17 protein-coding genes are annotated in these 22,017 nt (G+C 44.8%); 8 read left to right on the top strand and 9 right to left on the bottom strand.

Annotation, left to right across the window (positions count from 1 at the left end; translation table 11 throughout):
- Positions 1 to 4: 4 nt before the first annotated feature.
- Positions 5 to 1,210 (bottom strand): methyl-accepting chemotaxis protein, encoded by a 1,206-nt coding sequence (locus tag L4D19_RS28380; protein WP_428455151.1) that lies wholly within the window; start codon positions 1,208 to 1,210, stop codon positions 5 to 7.
- A 409-nt stretch (positions 1,211 to 1,619) separates the two neighbouring features.
- Positions 1,620 to 3,251 carry a methyl-accepting chemotaxis protein gene (locus L4D19_RS28385; RefSeq protein ID WP_428455152.1) on the bottom strand — a complete coding sequence of 544 codons (1,632 nt, stop codon included), beginning with the start codon at positions 3,249 to 3,251 and terminating at the stop codon, positions 1,620 to 1,622.
- A 500-nt stretch (positions 3,252 to 3,751) separates the two neighbouring features.
- Between L4D19_RS28385 and L4D19_RS28390 the strand changes: the two genes are divergently transcribed.
- The 3 genes from L4D19_RS28390 (at position 3,752) to efpL (ending at position 8,026) form a co-directional block, all read left to right on the top strand.
- Positions 3,752 to 5,548 (top strand): hypothetical protein, encoded by a 1,797-nt coding sequence (locus L4D19_RS28390; protein WP_428455153.1) that lies wholly within the window; start codon positions 3,752 to 3,754, stop codon positions 5,546 to 5,548.
- A gap of 184 nt (positions 5,549 to 5,732) precedes the next feature.
- A complete protein-coding gene (locus tag L4D19_RS28395; RefSeq protein ID WP_428455154.1) occupies positions 5,733 to 7,328 on the top strand; it encodes an N-acyl-D-amino-acid deacylase family protein in 1,596 nt (531 codons plus the stop codon).
- Between the two features lie 122 nt (positions 7,329 to 7,450).
- A complete protein-coding gene (gene efpL, locus L4D19_RS28400) occupies positions 7,451 to 8,026 on the top strand; it encodes an elongation factor P-like protein EfpL (RefSeq protein ID WP_075765988.1) in 576 nt (191 codons plus the stop codon).
- A gap of 117 nt (positions 8,027 to 8,143) precedes the next feature.
- On the opposite strand, the gene L4D19_RS28405 is transcribed toward efpL, so the two are convergent.
- The 5 genes from L4D19_RS28405 to L4D19_RS28425 all read right to left on the bottom strand — a co-directional run bounded on the left by L4D19_RS28405 (position 8,144) and on the right by L4D19_RS28425 (position 15,282).
- Positions 8,144 to 9,823, bottom strand: a complete 1,680-nt coding sequence (locus L4D19_RS28405; RefSeq protein WP_428455155.1) for an RluA family pseudouridine synthase — start codon at positions 9,821 to 9,823, stop codon at positions 8,144 to 8,146.
- 148 nt (positions 9,824 to 9,971) lie between these two features.
- Complete coding sequence (locus L4D19_RS28410) at positions 9,972 to 12,251, bottom strand: glycoside hydrolase (RefSeq protein ID WP_428455156.1); 2,280 nt, start codon at positions 12,249 to 12,251, stop codon at positions 9,972 to 9,974.
- A 69-nt stretch (positions 12,252 to 12,320) separates the two neighbouring features.
- A complete protein-coding gene (locus L4D19_RS28415) occupies positions 12,321 to 13,187 on the bottom strand; it encodes a DUF2861 family protein (RefSeq protein WP_428455157.1) in 867 nt (288 codons plus the stop codon).
- Positions 13,184 to 13,831, bottom strand: coding sequence for a response regulator transcription factor (locus tag L4D19_RS28420; protein WP_428455158.1), 648 nt, complete (start codon positions 13,829 to 13,831; stop codon positions 13,184 to 13,186). The genes L4D19_RS28415 and L4D19_RS28420 overlap by 4 nt, the downstream gene beginning before the upstream one ends.
- Positions 13,828 to 15,282 (bottom strand): ATP-binding protein, encoded by a 1,455-nt coding sequence (locus L4D19_RS28425; RefSeq protein ID WP_428455159.1) that lies wholly within the window; start codon positions 15,280 to 15,282, stop codon positions 13,828 to 13,830. Before L4D19_RS28425 ends, L4D19_RS28420 begins: the two co-directional genes overlap by 4 nt.
- A gap of 180 nt (positions 15,283 to 15,462) precedes the next feature.
- Between L4D19_RS28425 and L4D19_RS28430 the strand changes: the two genes are divergently transcribed.
- On the top strand, positions 15,463 to 15,849 hold the full coding sequence (locus tag L4D19_RS28430) for a YybH family protein (protein ID WP_428455160.1): 387 nt from the start codon (positions 15,463 to 15,465) through the stop codon (positions 15,847 to 15,849).
- Positions 15,850 to 15,982: 133 nt separating this feature from the next.
- Here L4D19_RS28430 and L4D19_RS28435 read toward each other — a convergent pair whose 3' ends face one another.
- Together L4D19_RS28435 and L4D19_RS28440 are read right to left on the bottom strand one after the other, a co-directional pair.
- The gene (locus tag L4D19_RS28435) at positions 15,983 to 16,603 is read right to left on the bottom strand and encodes a DUF4442 domain-containing protein (RefSeq protein WP_428455161.1); all 621 of its coding nucleotides are present in this window, start codon (positions 16,601 to 16,603) and stop codon (positions 15,983 to 15,985) included.
- A gap of 318 nt (positions 16,604 to 16,921) precedes the next feature.
- Entirely contained in the window at positions 16,922 to 17,293 is a 372-nt protein-coding gene (locus tag L4D19_RS28440; RefSeq protein WP_160657284.1) for a hypothetical protein, read from the bottom strand.
- Between the two features lie 559 nt (positions 17,294 to 17,852).
- On the opposite strand from L4D19_RS28440, the gene L4D19_RS28445 reads away from it, so the two are divergent.
- The 4 genes from L4D19_RS28445 (at position 17,853) to L4D19_RS28460 (ending at position 21,830) form a co-directional block, all read left to right on the top strand.
- Positions 17,853 to 19,475, top strand: coding sequence for a tetrathionate reductase family octaheme c-type cytochrome (locus L4D19_RS28445; protein ID WP_428455162.1), 1,623 nt, complete (start codon positions 17,853 to 17,855; stop codon positions 19,473 to 19,475).
- Positions 19,476 to 19,493: 18 nt separating this feature from the next.
- A complete protein-coding gene (locus L4D19_RS28450) occupies positions 19,494 to 20,090 on the top strand; it encodes a cytochrome b/b6 domain-containing protein (RefSeq protein WP_428455163.1) in 597 nt (198 codons plus the stop codon).
- Positions 20,091 to 20,124: 34 nt separating this feature from the next.
- Positions 20,125 to 20,451 carry a hypothetical protein gene (locus tag L4D19_RS28455; protein WP_428455164.1) on the top strand — a complete coding sequence of 109 codons (327 nt, stop codon included), beginning with the start codon at positions 20,125 to 20,127 and terminating at the stop codon, positions 20,449 to 20,451.
- Positions 20,452 to 20,537: 86 nt separating this feature from the next.
- Positions 20,538 to 21,830, top strand: coding sequence for a rhodanese-like domain-containing protein (locus L4D19_RS28460; RefSeq protein ID WP_428455165.1), 1,293 nt, complete (start codon positions 20,538 to 20,540; stop codon positions 21,828 to 21,830).
- The last annotated feature ends 187 nt before the right edge of the window (positions 21,831 to 22,017 follow it).

The raw sequence follows: 22,017 nt of genomic DNA on the forward strand, positions 1-22,017 counted from the left end.
GCATTCAGGGCAAGCAGATTAGTTTGCTCGGCGCATTCAGGGCAAGCAGATTAGTTTGCTCGGCAATCCCGCTGATCACATCGACAACCATGCTTATGCTGGCTGAGTCTTTCTCAAGTTGCTCAACCATCTTGCCCGCATCTTCGATAACGCCTGCGACTTGCTGAATGCTCTGAATATTCTGCCGTACATTTTTGCTGCCGCGATTGGCATTTTCGGTGGATGTTGTGGCCGAGTGAGAGGCATCTTCAGTATTGCTGGCCACTTCGTTGACGGTAGATTGCATTTGGTTCATGGCAGCGGCAATCATATTGATTTCGTCTTGCTGCTGTTTCATCCCTTGCGATGTTTGCTCTGATACCGCACTGACTTCTTCTATCGCAGCGCTAAGCTGGGTGACGGCGCTAGAAATCTCATGAATTAAATCACGAAGTCTGTTTTGCATCGAGACGCAGGCCGATGCCAGCTTGCCCAGTTCGTCGTTGCCCATAGCATTGAGATCAAGCTGATAGGTGAGATCGCCTGCGGCAATACGTTGTGCCATTTCGATTGTTGTCTTTAGTGGCTGGCAGATTTGGCGAGTCAGGAAGATCGTCATGGCAACCATAAAGCCCAGGATGATGACGATACCAGATATTGTCAGAAGGTTTGCCTGTGAGACGCGGTCTAAAACAGTCAACCTATCTTCGGAGGTGTAAGTTTGGTTGAGCTCAAACAAGCTTTGCAGGCTTTTATCTAAGGCAAGGAAGCTCTCGAAGCTATTTACAACGAGTTCGTTGGCATGTGAGACTTCTCTTTGTCTGATTGCGGTTACAAACGCGTCCTGTTGTGTTTTGTAGCCTCTCCAGGCTTTGTCGACGATGTTGTACTGCTGGATGTCCTTTTCATCCCAGAGCGTTTTCTCATATTGTGCAAGCTTGTTTTCCATTTCGACGAATAGTTTGCTGTAGTCGGTTAATGAAGTATTGATATTCAGTTCATTAATATTGGAAACAAGGAAAAACTGATCACGACGAATGGTAGCCGCATCTGTTTGCATGTCTTTAACTAATACAATGCTTGGCAGTGAGGTGTCTGTAAGCACTAATATGCTATCTTTCAGTCTTCCAACTTCATAAGTAAGGAAGCTTCCAAGCGCAGTAATTGCGATGGAAATAATAAAGAATATTGCGCCAATCTTTCTACCGACTGACAGGTTCTTAAAGCTCATAGAGTAAATTCCCATTTAATGACATACGACTATGGGTAAGTCTATGTATGAAGGAGAGAGATATGTTATTGGTTGAATATGCTCGTTCAATTGGTGGACATAGAAAGTGAGATATTCCTTCCAACCATAGCCATATTACGCCTACAAATTATTGTTTGGCGTCGTTCAAAGTTAGGTTGCACCAAAACAATATGTTGATAAATGAGCCGCTTGTGACACAAATTAAGGAGTATGCCAAAATAAATAGTCGGTTAAACTAAAGCTAATCGTTATATCTGCTATCTATGCTTGGGTTGTAAGTGATGGGATTGATGTATACCAAGTCCATTAATCATCCTAAAAGTAAACGACTAATGGGCTTGGTATTGCTTATATGTTGAAGGGATTATTGTAATGTCGAATAAGGATATTAAGCCAGTTTAAATCGAGCGACATTATCTTGCAGGCTGACAGCCAGTTGACTCAATTCTACACAGGCCTGGGCTGTTTGCCCGGCACCTGAAGCCACCTCTGTCGACGATAAGCTGATGTTTTCGACATTGCGTCCGAGTTCTTCAGTGACAGAGTTCTGCTCGCTACAGGCACTGGCAATCTGCATGCTCATTGTTGCGATCTGGCCAACTTCCTGTTCGATTTGAGCGATATCATTGCCCGTATCTTGTGATTGCCCAACACATTCGTGGATAAGAGTGCAGCTCTGCTTGGTTGCTTCGCCTGCTTCTTTGGCTCTATTTTGCAACTGTTCAATGATTGTGATGATTTCACTGGTTGATGCCTGCGTCTTGCCTGCCAGTGAGCGCACTTCGTCGGCAACGACAGCAAATCCGCGGCCCTGCTCGCCAGCACGCGCAGCCTCAATAGCCGCATTCAGGGCAAGCAGATTRGTTTGCTCGGCAATCCCGCTGATCACATCGACAACCATGCYTATGCTGGCTGAGTCTTTCTCAAGTTGCTCAACCATGTTGCCCGCATCTTCGATAACGTCTGCGACTTGCTGAATGCTCTGAATATTCTGCCGTACATTTTTGCTGCCGCGATTGGCATTTTCGGTGGATGTTGTGGCCGAGTGAGAGGCATCTTCAGTATTGCTGGCCACTTCGTTGACGGTAGATTGCATTTGGTTCATGGCCGCAGCAATCATGTTGATTTCGTCTTGTTGCTGCTTCATCCCTTGCGATGTTTGCTCTGATACTGCGCTAACTTCCTCGATAGCAGCGCTAAGCTGGGTGACGGCGCTTGATATCTCGTGGATCAAATCACGAAGTCTGTTTTGCATCGAGACACAGGCCGATGCCAGCTTGCCCAGTTCGTCGTTGCCCATAGCATTGAGATCAAGCTGATAGGTGAGATCGCCTGCGGCAATACGTTGTGCCATTTCGATTGTTGTCTTTAGTGGCTGGCAGATTTGGCGAGTCAGGAAGATCGTCATGGCAACCATAAAGCCCAGGATGATGACGATACCAGATATTGTCAGAAGGTTTGCCTGTGAGACGCGGTCTAACACTTTCAATCTATCTTGAGCTGTATAGGACTGATTAAGTTCGAACAATGCCTGAAGACTTTCGTCTACTTTGAGAAAACTGTCGAAACTGTCCAGTACCAGCTGGTTTGCTCGAGATGTTTCTTTGGAGCGAATGGCCGAAATAAAGGCGGCTTGCTGTGATTTATAACCCTGCCATGCGTCGCTAACGGCATTAAAATGCTTGATGTCATCGTCACTCCATAGCGTTTCTTCGTATTGTGCGAGCTTGTGATCCATTTCGCTTATCATTTTTTCATAGTCACCGATCCAAGTGTTCATGCTGGGGTGGTTAATATTCGGAATAAGAGAAAATTGATCTTTGCGGATAGTAGCAGCATCCGTCTGCATGTCTTTAACTAATACAATGCTAGGTAATGACGTATCAGTCAGTACCAATACACTGTCTTTGAGTTTTCCGACTTCAGAAGTAAGAAAGCCTCCCAACGCAGCGACTGCGATAGAGATTACCATAAATACTGCGCCAATCTTTCTACCGACTGACAGGTGTTTAAAGCTCATAAGGTGAAATTCCCGATTTATTGCATGGGACTATGCTTAAGTCTCATTATGAAAGTGTGTGGTATGTTATGAGTTGAATATGGGTGTTCAATTAATGGACGCCAAAATTGAGATATTCCTTCCAACTATAACTTGGCTGGAGAAAGGGAATATTGTGAATTGCCGTTTGCTATAGCTGGATTATTATTTTCCACAATCCAAATGAGACAATATCGACACATTTCCTTATTGTTTTTTATTGGAGAAATAGGTTTGAAATTGCAGTTTGTGAAAGAATATTCACGGTCTAAATACAGGTTAGAATTAAAAGGTAATTTCTTTTATCTTGCTAATTTTATAAATGATGTTTATCCCAGCACAGGCTGTTGAAAAAATGGTTATTTTCCGACTCTATAACACAATAATCAGTTTTAACTATGGCTGAGTATTTACTTTATTTTTAGAATGCGCGCGAAACATCATTTCAATCAATAAGAAATAAATCATTAAAAGGAAATGAGATGCGCAAGGTTCTATATCCAGTTGCAGGTATGACTTTCATGACGTTTAGTGCAGTCAGTCATTCATCAACTATTGATCAGACAGATACACTATCCGATATTATTCAGTCGACAACACCCTATTTTCAGCAAGAGTGCCATTTATACGGAAACGAAAGTTCTTTACCGGAAAACTGTAATTACTATGTCCTAAACCTGGCTGATATCAACCAAGAGCAGAGAAAGACATTCACCTATGAGCTGTTGGGTTTAGGGGTAGAAAGCGATGTTGTATTGGTCACTAAGCCGAACGATATCAAGAAAAGGGAAATCTACCTACTTGATAACATGGATGAAGAATATATTGCTTCAAGCCTGGTTAATGACCTCAGTAAGTTGAGCCGAAGCCGGCGATCGGCTGCCCAGGATAGCGGCAGTGTGATGGAGTTTGTTATTCATCGTCGCTTCAATGTCGAACGCCAAAACAAAGGGAATGTGACTTTAAAATATAAAGTACGCTACTACAGCAAATCTCCGTTTTACGCCCGCTCAGGTGACAAGGATAAATATGTTGAGATAGTACTGGCCGAAGGATCTGGTGTCGATATGGGCATGGAGGGGAGTTGGTCAGATATTTACCGCCGTTGGTACCACAACAGCAACTCTAGCTACGTTTATAATGAATATTTGGATGCAGTAGATGTCGATATCAAAGTCAATGACAAAGCAAAATTGCAGGCAGGCCAAATTTACCTGAATGACTTATACCCGAGAATGCAGGATCAAGTTGAGTCAAAAATCGAAAAAGAAACCAGTACTAGTATCAAAGTGGGTTTGGGTTTTTCACCTAAGATCCCGATTAAGGATATTGAATATAGCTTTACCGACAAGTACAGCATTACTAACAAGAAAGAATTTGGCTTGGTAACCCAAACAAATAGTGATGGTTATAATATCAAGTACGTAAACAACAAATATGGATCAGCGATTAAGCCTGTTAATGGTTTTTGTAATCTAGGCACGGCAGATGGTTGGTGTTGGGATTATGACGAGCGCCGCGGCAATCCGTGGAACTTTGACAAGTTAAGATCAAATAACCCACTCGCTATCAGCGGGCTGCGTCCTGATTTTGTTGCTAAAATTGCGGCAAAAGACACGACATCTGGTTCGTCCAATATTACTGTCAAGACAACCGTGAACAGTTTGGCATTGTTCGGTCATAACCGTTGGATTTTGGGACGTCGCTACGCATCGGGCAGCCAGTTATGGACAGCTAATACCAGCGCTGACCGTGATTGGAAAGAATCGACTGATTATGAAAAGTTATCCTATAGCGATCAGTTTTCTTTGCTGGTGGATTGGGAGAGCCCATGGTTCCTTGGTGCTGATTCTGTAACAATAAAATCTACCTACCTTAGCCAGGACAGTGCCCAGTGCCTGACAGTGAAAGATGGCGGAGCATTAGCCTTCGAGAGCTGTGTTGATGGTGCAAAATCCCAGTCGTTTATTTATGATCAGGAGAAACGCTATCGTAGCATTGCCAATATCGATCAGTGCCTGGATACCGAGGGAGGAACATTGTTCCTAAGTTCGGATTGTTCAGATGATTTTGCCAAGAATACGCAGGTTTGGTACTGGCAGGAGCCTAATGGTTTTGCCAACGATGTGCTTTATACCGTTAACTATGACCGAACTATTAATGCTATTGATGCGTCATCAAAGGCACCGAAGGTTGTAACGCTGGCAGACAATGAAGAGAAGCCTAAAGGTGTGCTTTATACCAGTCGGTTTACAGATTTTAGTAAGATAAGACCATAAGAAAGACATCGTTCGTAGCATAATCCATGGTTGATTAACACTAAACCACCTCGACCCGGGGTGGTTTTTAGTTTTGACCAGAGGCGTTTAAGGGATATCAACCTGTTGCTTATGTTCTTGTGAGGTATAAAATGAGCTGGCTTAGCTAAAGGGTTGTAACAGCTGAATTATCTTGGAGTATGCGATGCGCCAGTTGATAAAAAATGCGGTAGTGATTGATGGCAGTGGCGGAAACACTTTTTCTGGGGATGTGCTGATTGATGGTGAGTTTATTGCCTCGGTAGCACCATACATCGATGAAAGGGCTGATGTGGTGATTGAGGCTAATGGTGCCTACCTTGCACCGGGATTCATTGATGTCCATAGCCATGCAGATTTGGCCACCTTTATGCCGCAAGGCTTTAAGCCCAAAGTTCTGCAGGGGATAACAACCGAACTGGTCGGTCTTTGTGGTTTGGGTGTTGCTCCTTTGCCCAAACATCTGCAGCCAGCACTTCGGGACCGGCTTATCATTGGGAACCCACCAATCGACTGGACCTGGGATGATTATGCTAGTTACTGCCAGTCATTGAGTCAGCATGGGCTCGAGGTGAATTTGTCGGCGTTTCTTCCTCATGGCTTGTTGCGCTATCAAATTTGTGGCAATAGTCATTTCCCCATGAGTTCACAGCAGCGCTGCCAGCTGGCAAAGCTAACCGATGAAACGCTGGCTGCTGGGGCCAGAGGGATCAGCCTTGGGCTTATTTACCATCCGGCATTATTTAGTGATAAGGAAGAATTACTCACCGTTGCACAGGTTGCTGCTCAACATCGTAAGCCGCTTGTTGTTCATGTACGTAGTGAGAGTGACGAGATTCTGGAAGCTGTGCAAGAGATGGTTGCCATCTCACAGCAAGCGGGCTGCCAGTTACATATTTCCCACCTAAAATTGATAGGGCGACGTAATGCCGCCAAACTAGACTCGTTACTGGCGTTGATTGATCGTCACAATCTGACCTTTGACCAATATCCATATCATTTCGGCAGTACGACGTTGTTTTCGATTTTGCCTCCTGCACTTATTCGTACCTATGCACCGGATGAGTTAATGAATGCATTGAATACTCAACCAATCAGACGACAGGTTAAGGATTGGTTTTCAGAGCGACTGTTACCTCAGGCGGGTGAACCATGGGATAACCTGCCTGCTTTGGTAGGGTGGGAGAACATTCTGATATGCGAGGTAGAAACACCGTCAGCAAGGCAATGGCTGGGGCTATCGGTATCAGAGTGTGCCCGGCAAACGGATCAGCACCCGGTAGACTTTGTGCTGGATCTTCTTGTCAGTGAGCGCGGCAATGTACGAATGATTGACTACTTCATGGATGAAGCGCTGGTGGAGCGTATTTTTACCCACTCGAGGGGGATGGTCGGTACTGATACCATTTTCGGCGGTCAGATCCATCCAAGGGTAAGCGGGACTTTCCCTCGAATTATTAATCAGTTTGTTAAGCATAAGCAGCTTCTCCCCTTAGAGCAGGCTATTCATAAGATGACAGCGCTGAGTGCAGAGACATTCGGGTTGCGCAAGCGTGGTATAATTGCATCTGGCTACTATGCTGATATCAGTCTGTTTGGTGCTGATTTCAGCGATCATTCGACAATAGAGCAACCGGATGCTTTTGCCCGCGGGCTGAGAGAGCTATGGGTCAATGGCTGCCGGAAAGTGGCTGGTGGAGAGTATCAGGAAACACGTTCTGGCCAGCTGTTACATCACTGGACGGATAATAGGCATCTGTAGCGCGACGTGAGTTGCAAGAATGGATTAAGCGGTTAAAAAACCAGCATTTGTTTCCAATAATACTTGCCTAACATCCAGTTCGTGATAATTTCTCCTCACTGTTTATTTATGGGATGACTACCATGCCAAAGGCAAGTGAAATTAAAAAGTTTGCAGCTATCGAACATAACGGCAAAGTGTACCTTGTTAAAGAGATCAGCAAGTTGACACCAAGCGGCCGCGCAGGTGCAAGTCTTTACAGAATGCGTCTGTATGATGTTGCTACAGGCGTAAAAGCTGATGAAAGCTTCAAAGCAGATGAGATGATCAACCTGGCTGACTTCAGCCGTCATCAGGCTTCTTTCTCTTACATTGACGGTGATGAGTATGTCTTTATGGATGATGAAGATTATACACCGTACAACTTCAATAAAGAGGCGATTGCCGAAGAGCTTCTGTTTATTACCGAAGAAACCAAGGGTATTCAGGTTTTGACTGTTGATGGTTCTCCAGTCGCGATTGAACTGCCTGCAACGGTTGACTTGGTGATTGTTGAAACCGATCCTTCGATCAAAGGTGCATCGGCAAGTGCTCGTACTAAGCCTGCTGTACTGTCAACTGGCCTTACTGTTCAGGTGCCTGAGTACATTGCCAGCGGTGAAAAGATCAAGGTCAACACTGCCGAGCATAAATTCATGAGCCGTGCTGATTCTAAGTAATCGACAGACTCTTTGAGCTGGTTATTAAAAGCCCAACCGGTGAATGCTCACTGGTTGGGCTTTTCTGTGGCTGCTGCTCAGTTTTAGTGGCAGGTTTTGACTTGCCAATGGTGCAATTTAAAACTCAGCTTCAACCTGGAATTGCATGAACTCATTGGTAATGGGATGAGTCAGTTCCAGCCTTTCTGCGTGCAGGTGAAGACGGTTGGCTTTTTTGCCGTAAAGGTCATCACCAATCATCGGCATATGCAGGCCTTCAATATGGGCACAGTGAACGCGAAGTTGATGGGTACGCCCTGTTTTAGGGTACAAATAGACCTTAGTTCGTGCGTTCTTTCGCTCAATAACTTCCCATTTGGTTTCTGCTGGCTTGCCGTGCTGGTAGCAAACTAACTGGCGAGGGCGGTCATCAATATCACCACGCAAAGGCAGCTTAATAATGCCTTCGTCTTGTTCAATTAAGCCGTCGACCAAGGCGACATAGCGCTTTTGCACGGTACGCTGGATGAACTGCTTCTGCAGGCTTTTATTTGCCCGGTGGCTTAATGCAATAACCATCAACCCGGAGGTAGACATGTCGAGGCGATGAACAATAAGCGGCCCCGTTGCATCAGGGAACTGTTGTTTCATTCTGTGGTAGACAGAATCTTCAATGGTTTTTCCCGGTACCGATAGGAATTCAGCTGGTTTGTTAACCACAGCCATATCATTATCCTGGTAGATAACCTCGACGGTTTTTCCTTCGCAAGGATTAACCAGTAGCGGGTTTTCATCCATTTCAATACCGTCCAGCATATGCTCCAAAATCGGTTGGCATTTACCTTTGCAGGCCGGGTAGAAGTTTTTATGTTGTCTGATCTCAGATTTTGGTGATGAGCCCCACCAAAACTCAACCATTGCCAGCGGTTTCATCCCCCATTTGAAAGCGTACTGCAACAACTTGGGGGCAGCGCACTCACCAGCACCAGCAGGTGGAACCTTGCGAGTGGTATCGACAAACAATTCATTGAGATCTTTCTCGATGCCGTCTACGTTAAGGAAACGGTATTGGGCAAACAGCTTCTTTTGCAGCTCAGATGAGAGGGACTTACGCTTGGCCTTGAGCTCGTTTACTTCATCAGTAAGCTTATTAAGCTGTTGTTGCAAAGCGCCTAGGCGTGATTCCCAATGTAGCTTAAGATCTCGCAGTTGCAGCTTTTCAATCACACTTTCTTGGCTAAGTCGCTTTTTCAGTTCTTGAAGCTCATCTGATGAAAGGGTGGTTCCGTTGGCCCGTAGTGCCTTTCGTGTTTTGCGCCCTTCGACCATACGGCTTCGGTGAGCTTCCAGTTGTTTGCGGCTTTCGGCTTGTTCTTGTTTTAGGCTTTGGCGAGTTACCTCAATCTCGGGATTACTCGCTAGCTCTTTGATAACTGCGGTGAGTTTGTTGATTTCTAACTGCTCACTAAGAAAGAAGCTATCTTCGGCCAGCATATCGAACACCGGTGGAACAAAGTGTGACAGCAGGTTTTGATCAGCCATTTTTCCAGAAAATGCAGAGAGGTAGCCAATCTCTCCTTGCTCATTTTGAACCAGCAGGACACCAAACATCTTACCAATAGGCGCGGTTTTGTCCTCGGAAAGGCCAAAATTATGCTGCCACTCGGTTTGCGTTTCCAGGTGGTGCTGTAACTCTTTCGCCGCCAGCAAACACAGAGGATGAGGCTCATAGTAGAACGGAAACGTAAAACGCTCCGGCAAGCTATATGTGTCAATCGATTCTTTAAACGGCGTAAAACAATGTTCCGGGGAGTGCATATGCTGATCTATTGTGATGATGTTTAACCCGAGGAGCATGCAGCTCACAGGGGAGTAAGGCGGCGATTCTAACCTTTCGGCGTTGAGATATCACTATAGGATAGTGAATTCTTATTGTTTGTTAATTTTCAGATTGCTTACCAGTACTTTAGGCACCTGAAGATCGCCACAGTATTTTCTCGCCATTGCTCAATAAGGCCAATATTGCTCCTGGCGGAATTGGTAATTGGTTGTCAGTTGTTATTGCCTGCTTTGAAAAGTTAGCGATTATCTTGCTGCCATCACTAAAAGTTGTTTGTTGTAGTTGCCCTTGTTTGTCAAGCCATTGGAAATCAACTAACGCCTTGTTCCATAACTGTTTGTGAATAGGGGTGAAGGCTTTTTGATAATGGACTAGGGCCTGTAAACGTGGGGCGTCCGCACGATTGGCTTCATCTCGGCTTAGATGCACCATTGCCGGTGTGTTGTACAGCATGCTGGTTAAATCACGTTCAATCTGTACATTGCTGAATTTCAGGCTGTCGCTATGCCAGTGATGGCTGTTAATGACTTCATCATGAAATACGGCCTGGTATAGCGGGATTCGGTACTGAGGCGCAAAAAGCAGTGTCCTGTAGGGTTCCTTCACCTTTGCAGATTTAAAGAAAAAGTCTGGTTTCTGATCCGGGTACCAGGCGCCTAAAAAGTAGGGGGAGCGGCGATTGCTCTTCATATCCGGATCTGTCCAGCCAAAGCCGACTGTTTCCATTCCGTGGGCGAAGGCGATCCCCTGAGTTGTCAAACTGTTACCATCCTCAGAACCTAGTATGACTTTTTGCTGTGAGGTGATCCATTGCATGCGATCATTAAAGGCTGAAAGCATCTCAGTCTGACTCATGCCATCGTGGGGGACATTGTAGTCTTCTCGGGCCATTGCCGTTGCATCAACATCTAAAAACAAACTGTTAAAGCGCCCGTAGTGGATGATGTCTTTGATTCGTTGTTCAACATACTTTCGATGACAAGCCGGATTGAGGTAAAAGCCATTGCCGCGAAAGCCTTTTTGCTTTTCTCCGTTTGCATTCTCAATGGAGCAGGATTCACGCATCGATTTTGGCAACTGGGCGGTAAGCCATGCATCATTCACACCGGGCGCTATTGCTGTATTGTAGGAGTCATAGGTACCGACAAGATAACCCGCGTCTTTGGCTTGGTCGATGACCTGCGGTTGATAAAATGCTGGCATCCAGTTATCGAATCCTAGCCAGAGCTTTTTCAGACCAGCTTCTTGCAGGTTATAGACCATATCTTTGGAAATCGCCTGCCCCCATCGCTCTGAAGAGATCAGATACCGAGCAGCGTGTTCGTTAAGCCAGGCTTTGCGCTTCACTGCTGCTTGATACTGTTGCTGTATATTATTGCTGTTTTTAGTAAAGCTGTTTTCAGTAACAGCTTGGGCAGGAAAGAGGTTGTTAACCGACTGATTAATACTCTCAATCAGTAGCCGTTTATGGTAACGACTTAGCCAATCACTGCCTTGACGCAGAGGTTTGATCTCACTTTTTGCCTCGCGGGTTGGGGTAAGTGTTGCTTGATGAAAGTACCACTCCTGTAATCCCCACCAGTCTTTGACATCTTCAACGGCAAGGGTATCGCGCCCAAATAAATAGACATGACTGGCACCGATCAGTTTGTCTATCTGAGGATTATCGATGAGCTTGGTTGAGAGCGGTTGGGAGAGGCTCTGTTGATTACGCCATTCCCGGTACTGTTTAGCGCCCGAAAGAGGAGCATCGCCGAGGGTGATCTGAATGCTAAACGGCTGATCCCTGTTAAGCATTGTAAACTCATGCGTAGCCTGCATATCTAGTCTTCGTCGAAGTGCAGAGAAGATCAGCTCATTATTGGTGGCTGTAAGCATTTGATAGTTAATAAAGGTGCCATTTTGTTCTATGGTCCAAAATGGCATCTTCAGATCTTGGGTCGTGTTCGAACCGGAATAGTTTTCGCTTAGATAACGGATCCAAACTTGGTGGTCGGTTGGTATACGCATTCCTTCGCTGAAAGGAATCAACAGTGTTTGAGCTTCTTTCTCGGCGAGATCGAACCAGGATAACTTGATTGGTTGATTTCGCCTGATGGTTGTTTTCGGGCTGACTGTAAAGTCTAGCTTCAGGTTTTCACTCAACGTAGCGTTAACCCTGATGTTGCTGGGTTCAAGCAACCAGTGCGCCTGATTATGATTCGACTGATTTATCTCAGTTACTTTCTGTGGCCTGCCGTTGATTGTCAAAGCTGACTGGTTAACCAAGAAGGTATGTGTCTGCCTTTGCCAGTTAATCTGCAAGTTCCTTGGATTGATAGAAATATGTTGATTGTTGTGTGTTAACTCAACATCTGTGCTTTGAGCAGAGAAACTAATTGATGTCAAAACTGCGAATAATGGCATGAGTGTTTTCATGGAGGCTATCTTGTTGTGGATTTGCCTCTATTAAAGGTCATATCTGGACCTGCTTTGTCACCTATATGTCTCTATTCCCGAGACAGGCAGACTTAAGCGTTGTACATATTCCACCTTGATTCTCCCTTGGTATTCATATTGGCTGACCACGGCACTTAACAATTCTGTTTTGGCTGGTAGGCTCTCAGGTAACTGAGCATGGTATCGTTTGTTGCTATCGGCAGTGATTGGCGTCAATGACATAAGGGACGGCCTATCTAGTAGGTTGTATTGTTTATCAAGCCATTGCCAACTGACAGTGGCTGGTGAGCATGAAACAGTCTGGCTGGGAGGAGAGATGATCAGTGACTCAAAAGCCCGGTCTGTCGAAGGTTGGAGCCAGGCTTTGCTCTCGAATGAGGAGATCACCAAAGGATAATGAACGCCATTGACTGATAGCTGATACAACCCGGCTTTGGGTTCAATTAAGAGTTCGTTGCTTTCAAATTCGTGGTATTTCTTGGCTGGCGTTGGGATCGTTGCAGTTATCGCCAGCCGGTTATCTGCATCAAAGAGCTGTAGCTCAATGGGTTGACTGACTTTTTCAGCTGATAGCTTAACCTGGTAGCCTTGGTTAGTTGCGTTGCCTTTACGGATAATGGATAGGCTAATCTCTGCTGCTATTGAAGCTGAATTTGTTAGTTGTTTGCCGCACTGAGTCTCAGTCAATATAGCCTGTTTAACTGGCCGCCAATAGCGCTCCTGAATAGTGTTTTGGCTCAAGCTTAGCTGGAGCTCTTGCCATGCAAGCATTGCATTGCCCTCGGCTAGGGCTGAGTAGCTGGCTTGTAGTGGGGTATCGGGAAACCAATCACTGGCTAATACGACAGAAGTGCCTAAGGCGCTAGTCAGTATGCTGGAGGTAATAAGAGTTAGTTTTTTCATGCGCTCTTTACCAATCGATAGCCAACACCGCGTAATGTTTCAATGTCCAGCCCGGGTAGTTTTTGTCGAATGCGCAGAACATGATTGTCCACGGTTCTGGTGGTAGGAAAAGCCTGATAGCCCCAGATCTTATTGAGCAGCTCTTCACGATGAAACACACGGCCTTGGTTTTGTACTAACATCAGTAGCAGCTGGAATTCTTTCGGTTTTAGTTCAACACTGCAGCCGTTGTCGGTAACAGCCCGGTTCGCAACATCGATAACCAGTTGTTGGTACTGGATAGCACTTTGTCCCAGTGGGCGGAGCTGCGCCTGGATACGTGCCAATAGCTCTTGGTGGGAGAATGGTTTTAGAACATAATCTTTCGCACCTGCCATTAACCCTTCAACACGCTGGTCAACATCGACTTTGGCCGTGAGGATGATGACGGGCAGTGCTTTTAGGCTAAGCCATTGAGGCAGAAAAGCGATACTGTCTCCCTCAGCCAACTGACGATCCAGGATAACTAAATCAGCACGATACCAGTGTTTTTCGATGTGTTGGGTATTGGCGAGCCATTGGCACTCAAACCCTTGTTGCGTCAGGTATTCATTGAGCCCTTCGCCGAGTAGCTTGTCATCCTCGATAAGCAGAATATGGTTCATAGCGGTAACTCCAATATGCAACGAGTCGGTTTACGCTGGCAGATAAGCTTTCCTCCCATCTTTTCCATCAGACGCGACACGATAGTGAGGCCGATACCCATATTTGCCTGATGTTTGGGTCGACTGAGTATGCCTAGCCAACGTTTGACTGCATTGGGAAACAGACCTTGGTCACCAACTTGAATATGCAGTACTTTGTTAACCTTAACCTCTATAGTGATTTGGCCTTCACCATGTTGCTGTGCATTTTTGATTAGGTTGTCGAGACAGATCCCGAGCCAGTAGTAGGGCAGATCCAGTTCGCGATCTTTGTCTAAGCTGTAGCTAAGCTGATATTTGTCCAGACAATGGTCAAGCCAATCGGAAAGATAGGCGCGCTGGGGTTGAAATTGCTCTTCCGGATTAGTGGCTAAATACCCCTTGCTGGTTTCGGTGAGTTGAGCCAAGCGCTGGTGGTCGGCCATTACACGCCATACTGCTTGTTGAGCTTGCTCATTCAGGCCATCGAACTGTTCACGAAATAACTCTACGGTTAAACCTAAGCTAGTGATCGGTGTTCTCAGCTCATGGGTCAGAAGCTGAAGAACAAACTGTCTCTCTTTGGTGTTTTGTCGCCGTTGATAGAGGCTACGCAATAACAGAGAAGCAATGACTAAGGCGCTGAAAATCAGCGCCCAGCGAGCCCGTTGTGAATGCGGCGTGACGGCATTAATACATATGTTGCTGTAGCGAAAGGAGCAGTTTGTTGCTGTGTGGTTTGTTAGTTTCAATGTCATTGATGCTGCAAGAGGCTGCCATTGGTCTGCCTTAATCACCTTCCATCCTAACTCATTGTTTAACCACAATGTATTTTTATCAGTGATATAGGCGCGATAGCCTGAAAGCAAAGCGTCTACACCTTTTGTCGATAGTGGGCGCAGCTGCGAATGAAGTGGGTGAGCAGCATTGGCCAGTGTTAACTGTCTCTTATGATGAGAGAGAAATTCTTGGGTCTCGGGGTGATCCTTCCCTAGGTTGTTTTCGAGTGATGCTAAATATCTATCGGCATAGCTGCCACCGGCCGGGTGTAGCAAGGTTCGGTTATCAAACCACGCACTGGCCAATGGTGTCCCCTGACACAGTGAAAGCTCAAACTCGGCGGCAGCTTTTAATGCGGGTGCTGTGGTTGGCGATTGAGGATCTTTGCAGCCCTGACTGATTTGCCATAGCTGCTGGATTTCTCGCCAGTGAAATCGTGTGAAGTCGGGATACTGGCTGCTGCTAAGCAGTAGCGGCTTTGGGTAACGGTTAAGCTCAGTTTGGCTAACTACTTGTTCGGAGGAAAGTAGGCTCGCTTGCTGATAAAACTGTTGCCATAAGTGTTGAAGGTTGTTCGCACTCTCTTTAGCGACAGTCGGCAAAGTATGTAGGCCAACGATAGCGAGTAAGCCAAGGTATTGAATGCGATTCATAATCTGAACAAAAGTAGCAAATAAAGGCAATTTTAGCTTTATCTAGCATCTGTTTGTAACCTCAGTGTCAACATTGCTGCTATTAAGTTTGCTATCGAGGTTTCACCAGCGTGTAAAGAATTCTTATGGTTCTGCGCCCATTACGTATACTTAGGTGAAACGTGAACAAAGGAGAAGAACATGGCCCAGGTCAATCCTACCTTTGAAGATATTGTTAACGCTAACAAACAATATTCTCATATTTTTAGTCTGGGTGATGCTGCTGGTGTGGCCAACCTGTATACAGAGAATGGACAGTTCTTACTGCCAAACAGCGATTTTGTAACAGGAAGAGAAGCATTGCAGTTAACACTTCAAGCTCTTATGAATTCTGGTATTAAATCAATACAGTTAGAAACACTCGAAGTCGAGGATTATGGTGATACAGCCACTGAAGTGGGTAAGTATATACTTGAAGGTGACGGTGGAACCATGCTGGATAATGGCAAGTATGTTGTTATCTGGAAAAAAGAGGCCGGACAGTGGAAATTGCACCGAGATATTATAAATAGCAGTGTGGTCGATTAATTGGGCTTTATTACCTGCTGGCGTTAGAAATCTCCTAGCGCCTGTTTTATAGCCTTTATTACGGTGCGATGGGTCAACAGCACCTTGTAGTTGTTGGCTGAACTCGCTATGTCGTGGTTTGATAATTTATTTACTATTGCCGTTTTTTCCTGACATATAGTTCTTTATAAACCTTGGCTATTAACTGGTCATCTTCACCCAAAATATGGAGCTTAAAGTTCGGATGATATTTTTCACCATGTTCAGTGTGCTGAATTATGTCGTTTAACTCTTCTTGTGAAATAGCTATCACGCAGCGAATTGGCTTTTTGCTAGCCTTAACAAATTCTATATGCGCACTTTTATCCCATACAATGTAGTCTCGTCCTAACAGGTTGGTTAGCATCAATGCTAAGTGAGGATCAACCATAGAATAGATACTTCCGCCGAAATGGGTGCCGAATGCATTTCTGTTGTACCAGCGCATTTGCAGCCTGACTTCAACCTGCCGCCAGTCTTCTTTGATATAGGTGACTTTCACCCCTGCTCCCAGATAGGGCGGGTATAGGTTAATTAATCGCTTAAAAATCTTTGGGGACGATAGCTTAGATTTTCGCTCTTTTTTCGTAGCCTTCTGACCAACAGAGTTAGGCTTCTTACCTGTGCCTGTTGCAGAAACTGAAGTGGGAAAATAATTACTGAAAAAATCATTAGTCCATGATTTTGTTTGTGAGTAGCGATTTTTAGAACACAGACTTTTTATGATACGTAACATCCGATGACCTTTTATTTATAAAATCAGAATGGCAACAGTTCTCTTCTCTATGTTTATACCCAAGTTACCTCAAGATGCTCGTTTCGGCGAGAATTACTTGGCCACTAGGTCGGGCTGTGCAGGCGAGGTTCCGAATAGAAGGTCTTGTATGCAAGCAAAGAACCCAAAAGTCGATTGTGCTTAGCGTGACGAGGAAGCGAATGCTCGGAATTCTTACGTTGTACCGGGGCCGGGACCCTCAGAAAAATTGTGCCAAGTATTGTCTAATACTTGGCACTGTTTGATCTTATGTTTAACACAATTAATGCAAGGGACTTACTACATCTCTTTCATCGCTGAAATGACTGAAGGGTCGTTGATCAGATTAAATAACAAGCTCTTTGCTGACGATCTTTGGGAATCTGATAAGACCTTCTTAGGGTTCTCTCTGGATTGTGTCAGTATATTTTTGATGAATCTGTTGTTAGTACCGGATAGTTCGTACACAAATCTGAGAGTATCTAGCAATTCGCCTTGAGGCAAACTATAAACAGCCATCTCACAACTAAGGTTATCCATAGAAAGTAAGTTGTTGACTACCTCTTTACGCTCAGCATTGAATTTTTCTTTGGCTTCATAGGCATCAATTAAAGTCTGCACTCTATCGGCGATTGCTACTGGTACTTCCATTGTTTTAGTTTCATGAGTCATTTCTGATTCACCTGTTTTAGCTGGGATTTAATCACTGGCACAAGTTTACACGCTAGCTTATGTTTCGGCACCTGCTTTAATGTGAATGTGAGGTAGTACACCGTTTAAGTTGTCATTGAAAGGTCCGGCCTGAAGGCAAGACCCGTAGAGAGAGCGCCTATTGAGTCCACTTATTTGGTTGTTTTTTAATCATCTGTTTTTTGTATAAAAAATAAATTTCTTTGATAAAAAGCAAATGCATTGAAAACAATATGAAAATAAATATTGTGATCTAGGTTATAGGAATGGCTTATAACCTTGTCAATTGTGTGTGTATGAGTACTACATTAGCAATAAGTAAATAAGCGTTTTGTTTTTTAGCTTTTTCTAACTCATGTTTGGTTAGTGCTTTCACCCAGAGTTGGCCCCAATCGTGTTTAGCGTTAAGGGCTAAGTCTACATACTTATATTAGATTATTATTGAAGTCTAATGTTCTGGTTTGTGGCCTTCATGCTGGCGATGAGAGTGACTTTGTAATCACGCTGGTTGGAATCATATTGCTGGAGGTGGCTTGTACTAATGAAAACTCAACTATTTCTGTTGCTACTGCTGTGCCTTTGCCCGAATGCTTTAGCTAGTGTTATTAACGAAGAAGACGTTACCAAGCGTAATGTTCCGACGATAGCCAGCACCGCAGATCACTCAACATTTGAGATCCTGGATCAGGACTTTGATTATGCACCGGATGTGAGCGAAGCTTGCATTAGTTGTCATACTGAAGCTTCTAAGCAGATCCATAAGACTTTCCACTGGACATGGTCAAAGGAAGTAGACGGCGTTGAAGTAGGCAAAGGGAAAAATGGGCTAAATAACTATTGTGTTTCAGCCAGAGGGAATGAGAGCTGTACCCAATGTCATATTGGCTATGGCTGGCGTAATGAAGATTTTGAGCATGATGCAGAGGAGAATGTTGATTGCCTAATCTGCCATGATAAAACAAAGACTTATAGAAAATCGGCGGCTTCATCCGGTCATCCATATTATGAAGACACAAAGGTGGCAGGCAAGATTCAGAAAGCGGTTGACCTGAAATATGTCGCTCAACATGTAGGTAGCCCGGATCGCGAGAACTGTTTGGCGTGTCATGCGGTGGGTGGTGGTGGAAATGGTGTCAAACATGGCGATACAGATCTGTCGTTAATCGATCCAGCCTTCGAGTTGGACGTACATATGAGTCCGGAAAAGCTGAATTTCAGCTGCCAGACTTGCCATACCGCCAACGACCATAAAATAGCAGGTCGTTACAATGATCGAGCTGCATTCTTAGATTTTGAACTGAACCAAGGCCGGGTGTCGCGCGAAGGCAATAATCTTTCCTGCGAATCATGCCATAGTGCCACGCCACACCAGGAGCGTGTACTAGATAATCACTCGGCTAAAGTGGCATGTGCCTCCTGCCATATACCGGAAATGGCTCGAGGGCCATATCTAACCAAACTATCCTGGGACTGGTCTACAGCCGGGCAGATGAAAAATGGTAAGCCGATGACTATCGATCAGGAGTTCGATGGTGTGGTTAATCATTCCTACATGAGCAAGAAGGGCTCCTTCACCTGGGGACGCAATGTTGTACCGGAATACCGCTGGTACAAAGGTGAACTGAAGCAGATGACATTGCTAGACATAATTAACCCCGATAGAGCACCAATCGATATTAATCCGCCAACAGGCAACTATAACGATCCGGATGCGCGGATCTGGCCATTTAAAATTCATCGAGGCAAACAACCTTACGATACAGAGCTAAATCGTATGTTGCCTATCAAGCTGTACGGTCGCCCCGGGTCTGGTGCGTTCTGGACCGAATATGACTGGAATAAAGCCCTAGCTGCTGGTGCCAGGCTGAACGGGGTGGCGTTTAGTGGTCAATATGACTTCATTGAAACCAATGGTTACTGGCCAATCAAGCATATGGTTGCTCCTAAAGAGCAAGCCGTAGCGTGCGAAGCTTGTCACAGCCGAGATAGTCGGTTGGCCGGGCTGAATGACTTCTATCTGGTTGGGCGTGATAGCAATTTCATCGTTGAGTATTTTGGCATGATTGTTATATGGGGAGGGCTAGCCGCAGTCTTTATACATGCGCTTACCCGTATAGTGACGATTCGCCGCAGGAAAACCCGAACTGCCAATAGTCAGAAGTAATGAAAATGGGGAATGGTGATGAAAAAAACAATTGTGATTTTTAAGCGATTCGAGCGCTTTTGGCATTGGGGGCAGGCATTACTGGTGTTACTGCTCATTCTTACCGGGCTGGAGCTCCATGGGATTATGAGTCTGCTTGGTTTTCAGCAAAGCTCCATGCTTCATCATTGGGGAGGCTTTCTCTGGGTGGCAATCGTTGTGTTGATTTTTACCTGGGTGTTTACGACAGGAGAATGGAAGCAGTTTGTGCCTGATAGAAAAGGGATAGACGCTGTACTTCACTATTATCTTTACGGGGTATTTGTTGGTGAGTCCCATCCACACCATATGTCACCGGACAACAAGTTTAACCCACTTCAGCGAATGGCTTATTTGGGGCTGTTATTTGTTCTGATCCCGGTTCAGATTGCTACTGGCATGATTTTCTATTTTTTTCCTGAGCTACGTGCTGCCGGGTATATCGAACAGATCGGTTCTGTGGCTGTGATACATACCTTTACAGCCTATGCCATAGTCGCGTTTCTGATTGTGCATTTATATTTGATCACCCTGGGAGCCAAGCTTTCAAGTCACCTCAAAGCAATGCTGACGGGGAAAGAAGTTATCGATGAATGACAAGATTGTAGATTAACGATTAAGGGGAAATGTAATGAAAAAATATGTTTTGGGACTAATGTTCGCTCTAGCCTCCTTTGGCGTATCTGCTGATGCCGCCAAAGGGCAGGAATATTACCTGGAATATCTGCGGCCTTACTTTGAATACAACGGTCAGGAGTTTGCTGAGCAGCATTTGAAAGTTGAGTGGAAACGCTACTTCAAGAAAGATGGAGCAAGGTTTATCAAAAAGTACAGTAAAAAACATCCGAACGCAGCGGAATTTCTGGCTAGCGACAAGTTTCAGGAAATAGCACCGCATATTAAAGATTTTGCTGTGAAGTATGCTGCTGATAGCGGAGAACTACCGAGTTGTAATTAATGAAAAAACGATCCTCACACCAGGAGTTTCCTAAGAATGAAAGGCTGGATAAAGGATTTTTTGCTGTGTATTAATGGAGAATACTCATGTTTAAGAAAGCCGCTATAGTACTCGTCTTATTTGGGATGCCATTTTCACTGATGGCGGAAGATGTTGTCGGTAAAATCCAATCGATATCAGTGAAAGGGAAAGTCATTCAGTACCTCAACCCGAAAACAAATGAAGTCAATGTAATAAAGTTTACCGATAAGACGAAGCTTGAAAGCGCGAGTTCATTTACAGAGCTAACGGTCAACACCAAGTTTAAGGCAACGCTTGATGGCAAAGGGGTGGCCAGAAAAATAAAGCGGATTCTAGTCAAGCTTCCTAAAGAGCAAGTGATTGATACAGAAGAACTGTATGAATTAATTGATGACGGACAGCCATTGTTTATTGGTGATGCCCGTCCGGTTGGTAAATATCAGATTGGGCACATTCCCGGGGCAAAGGCGACACCTGCCAATGAGTTACAGCAAAACCTTCATTGGTTACCACAAGACAAGGCGACACCATTGGTGTTCTATTGCGGAGGGGTAACATGTCCGCTCAGTCCCAAGGCGCTAAGAACAGCCAAGGCTAATGGTTATAACAATGTGAAGGCGTATGTTGAAGGTTATCCGGCATGGAAAGAAGAGGTATACCCTTCACACGTCAATAAAGAATGGCTAGCTGAGAATCTGGATATTCATCATATTATTATGGATGTCAGAACGGTACCAAAGAGTTACATCAAAGGAGCTGTTCACCTGCCTGCAGAGAAGCTGCTGGAGATGCACGAACAGTGGAACAAAGAGAAATACCCAACTAATAAGCGTACAATTTTCGATCTCAGGGATAAAAAGGCCTCGATCACCATTGTTGCTGATAGTGACTCAAGTGATGATGCGATAGAAGCCTATGAGATTCTGACTTTCTGGAAGTTCAAGAATGTCTCGATATTAAATGGTGGTGTATTGGCATGGATGCAGGCGAATTTACCTGTTGAGACCGGCAAGATTGCAGAAGAGCTCAATTATGTCAAAAAGCTGGCTAAAGGGGCTATTGATGAGAAAGACTTTGTTAAAGCCGTGACATCAGGAACTGCAACAGTCATTGACGTGCGCTCTGTTGATGAAGTAAGCCATGGTCACCTGAAAGGTGCGATCAACATTCCTCTTGATGAGCTAGATCAGAACCTTGACCGTATTCCCAGAACCGACCTTGTTATATTACATTGCGCAGGCGGAGCACGCGCATCATTAGCTTATACCACATTAATAAATAAGGGATATACAAACGTGAAATTCCTTGACGAGTCGTTTGAAGCTGTGGTGAAAGACAACGGAATTAAGCTGATTTAGATTGGTGCGTTTGTCTTAAGTAGTATGTGGGAATATCATTGGTTGTGAGTATGAAACATGAGAGTTACCTCTTAAATCAAGGTGGGTAACTCTCTTCTTTTTACGCTCGATTATTAGATTTAGCCTGAACTAAAACATTGAGCATGGTAATAAATTATTATCGCTCAGAACAAAGACAGCCTTGGCT

Source organism: Photobacterium kasasachensis, assembly GCF_050336885.1.
Classification (GTDB): Bacteria; Pseudomonadota; Gammaproteobacteria; order Enterobacterales; family Vibrionaceae; genus Photobacterium; species Photobacterium kasasachensis.

Excerpts from the sequence above, each read along its gene's own strand:
- L4D19_RS28405 (WP_428455155.1), bottom strand. The coding sequence starts at position 9,823 with ATGCACTCCCCGGAACATTGTTTTACGCCGTTTAAAGAATCGATTGAC.
- L4D19_RS28435 (WP_428455161.1), bottom strand. The coding sequence starts at position 16,603 with ATGTTACGTATCATAAAAAGTCTGTGTTCTAAAAATCGCTACTCACAA.
- L4D19_RS28380 (WP_428455151.1), bottom strand. The coding sequence starts at position 1,210 with ATGAGCTTTAAGAACCTGTCAGTCGGTAGAAAGATTGGCGCAATATTC.
- L4D19_RS28455 (WP_428455164.1), top strand. The coding sequence starts at position 20,125 with ATGAAAAAATATGTTTTGGGACTAATGTTCGCTCTAGCCTCCTTTGGC.
- L4D19_RS28425 (WP_428455159.1), bottom strand. The coding sequence starts at position 15,282 with ATGAATCGCATTCAATACCTTGGCTTACTCGCTATCGTTGGCCTACAT.
- L4D19_RS28395 (WP_428455154.1), top strand. The coding sequence starts at position 5,733 with ATGCGCCAGTTGATAAAAAATGCGGTAGTGATTGATGGCAGTGGCGGA.
- L4D19_RS28420 (WP_428455158.1), bottom strand. The coding sequence starts at position 13,831 with ATGAACCATATTCTGCTTATCGAGGATGACAAGCTACTCGGCGAAGGG.
- L4D19_RS28430 (WP_428455160.1), top strand. The coding sequence starts at position 15,463 with ATGGCCCAGGTCAATCCTACCTTTGAAGATATTGTTAACGCTAACAAA.
- L4D19_RS28450 (WP_428455163.1), top strand. The coding sequence starts at position 19,494 with ATGAAAAAAACAATTGTGATTTTTAAGCGATTCGAGCGCTTTTGGCAT.
- L4D19_RS28460 (WP_428455165.1), top strand. The coding sequence starts at position 20,538 with ATGTTTAAGAAAGCCGCTATAGTACTCGTCTTATTTGGGATGCCATTT.
- L4D19_RS28390 (WP_428455153.1), top strand. The coding sequence starts at position 3,752 with ATGCGCAAGGTTCTATATCCAGTTGCAGGTATGACTTTCATGACGTTT.
- L4D19_RS28410 (WP_428455156.1), bottom strand. The coding sequence starts at position 12,251 with ATGCCATTATTCGCAGTTTTGACATCAATTAGTTTCTCTGCTCAAAGC.
- L4D19_RS28415 (WP_428455157.1), bottom strand. The coding sequence starts at position 13,187 with ATGAAAAAACTAACTCTTATTACCTCCAGCATACTGACTAGCGCCTTA.
- efpL (WP_075765988.1), top strand. The coding sequence starts at position 7,451 with ATGCCAAAGGCAAGTGAAATTAAAAAGTTTGCAGCTATCGAACATAAC.
- L4D19_RS28440 (WP_160657284.1), bottom strand. The coding sequence starts at position 17,293 with ATGACTCATGAAACTAAAACAATGGAAGTACCAGTAGCAATCGCCGAT.
- L4D19_RS28445 (WP_428455162.1), top strand. The coding sequence starts at position 17,853 with ATGAAAACTCAACTATTTCTGTTGCTACTGCTGTGCCTTTGCCCGAAT.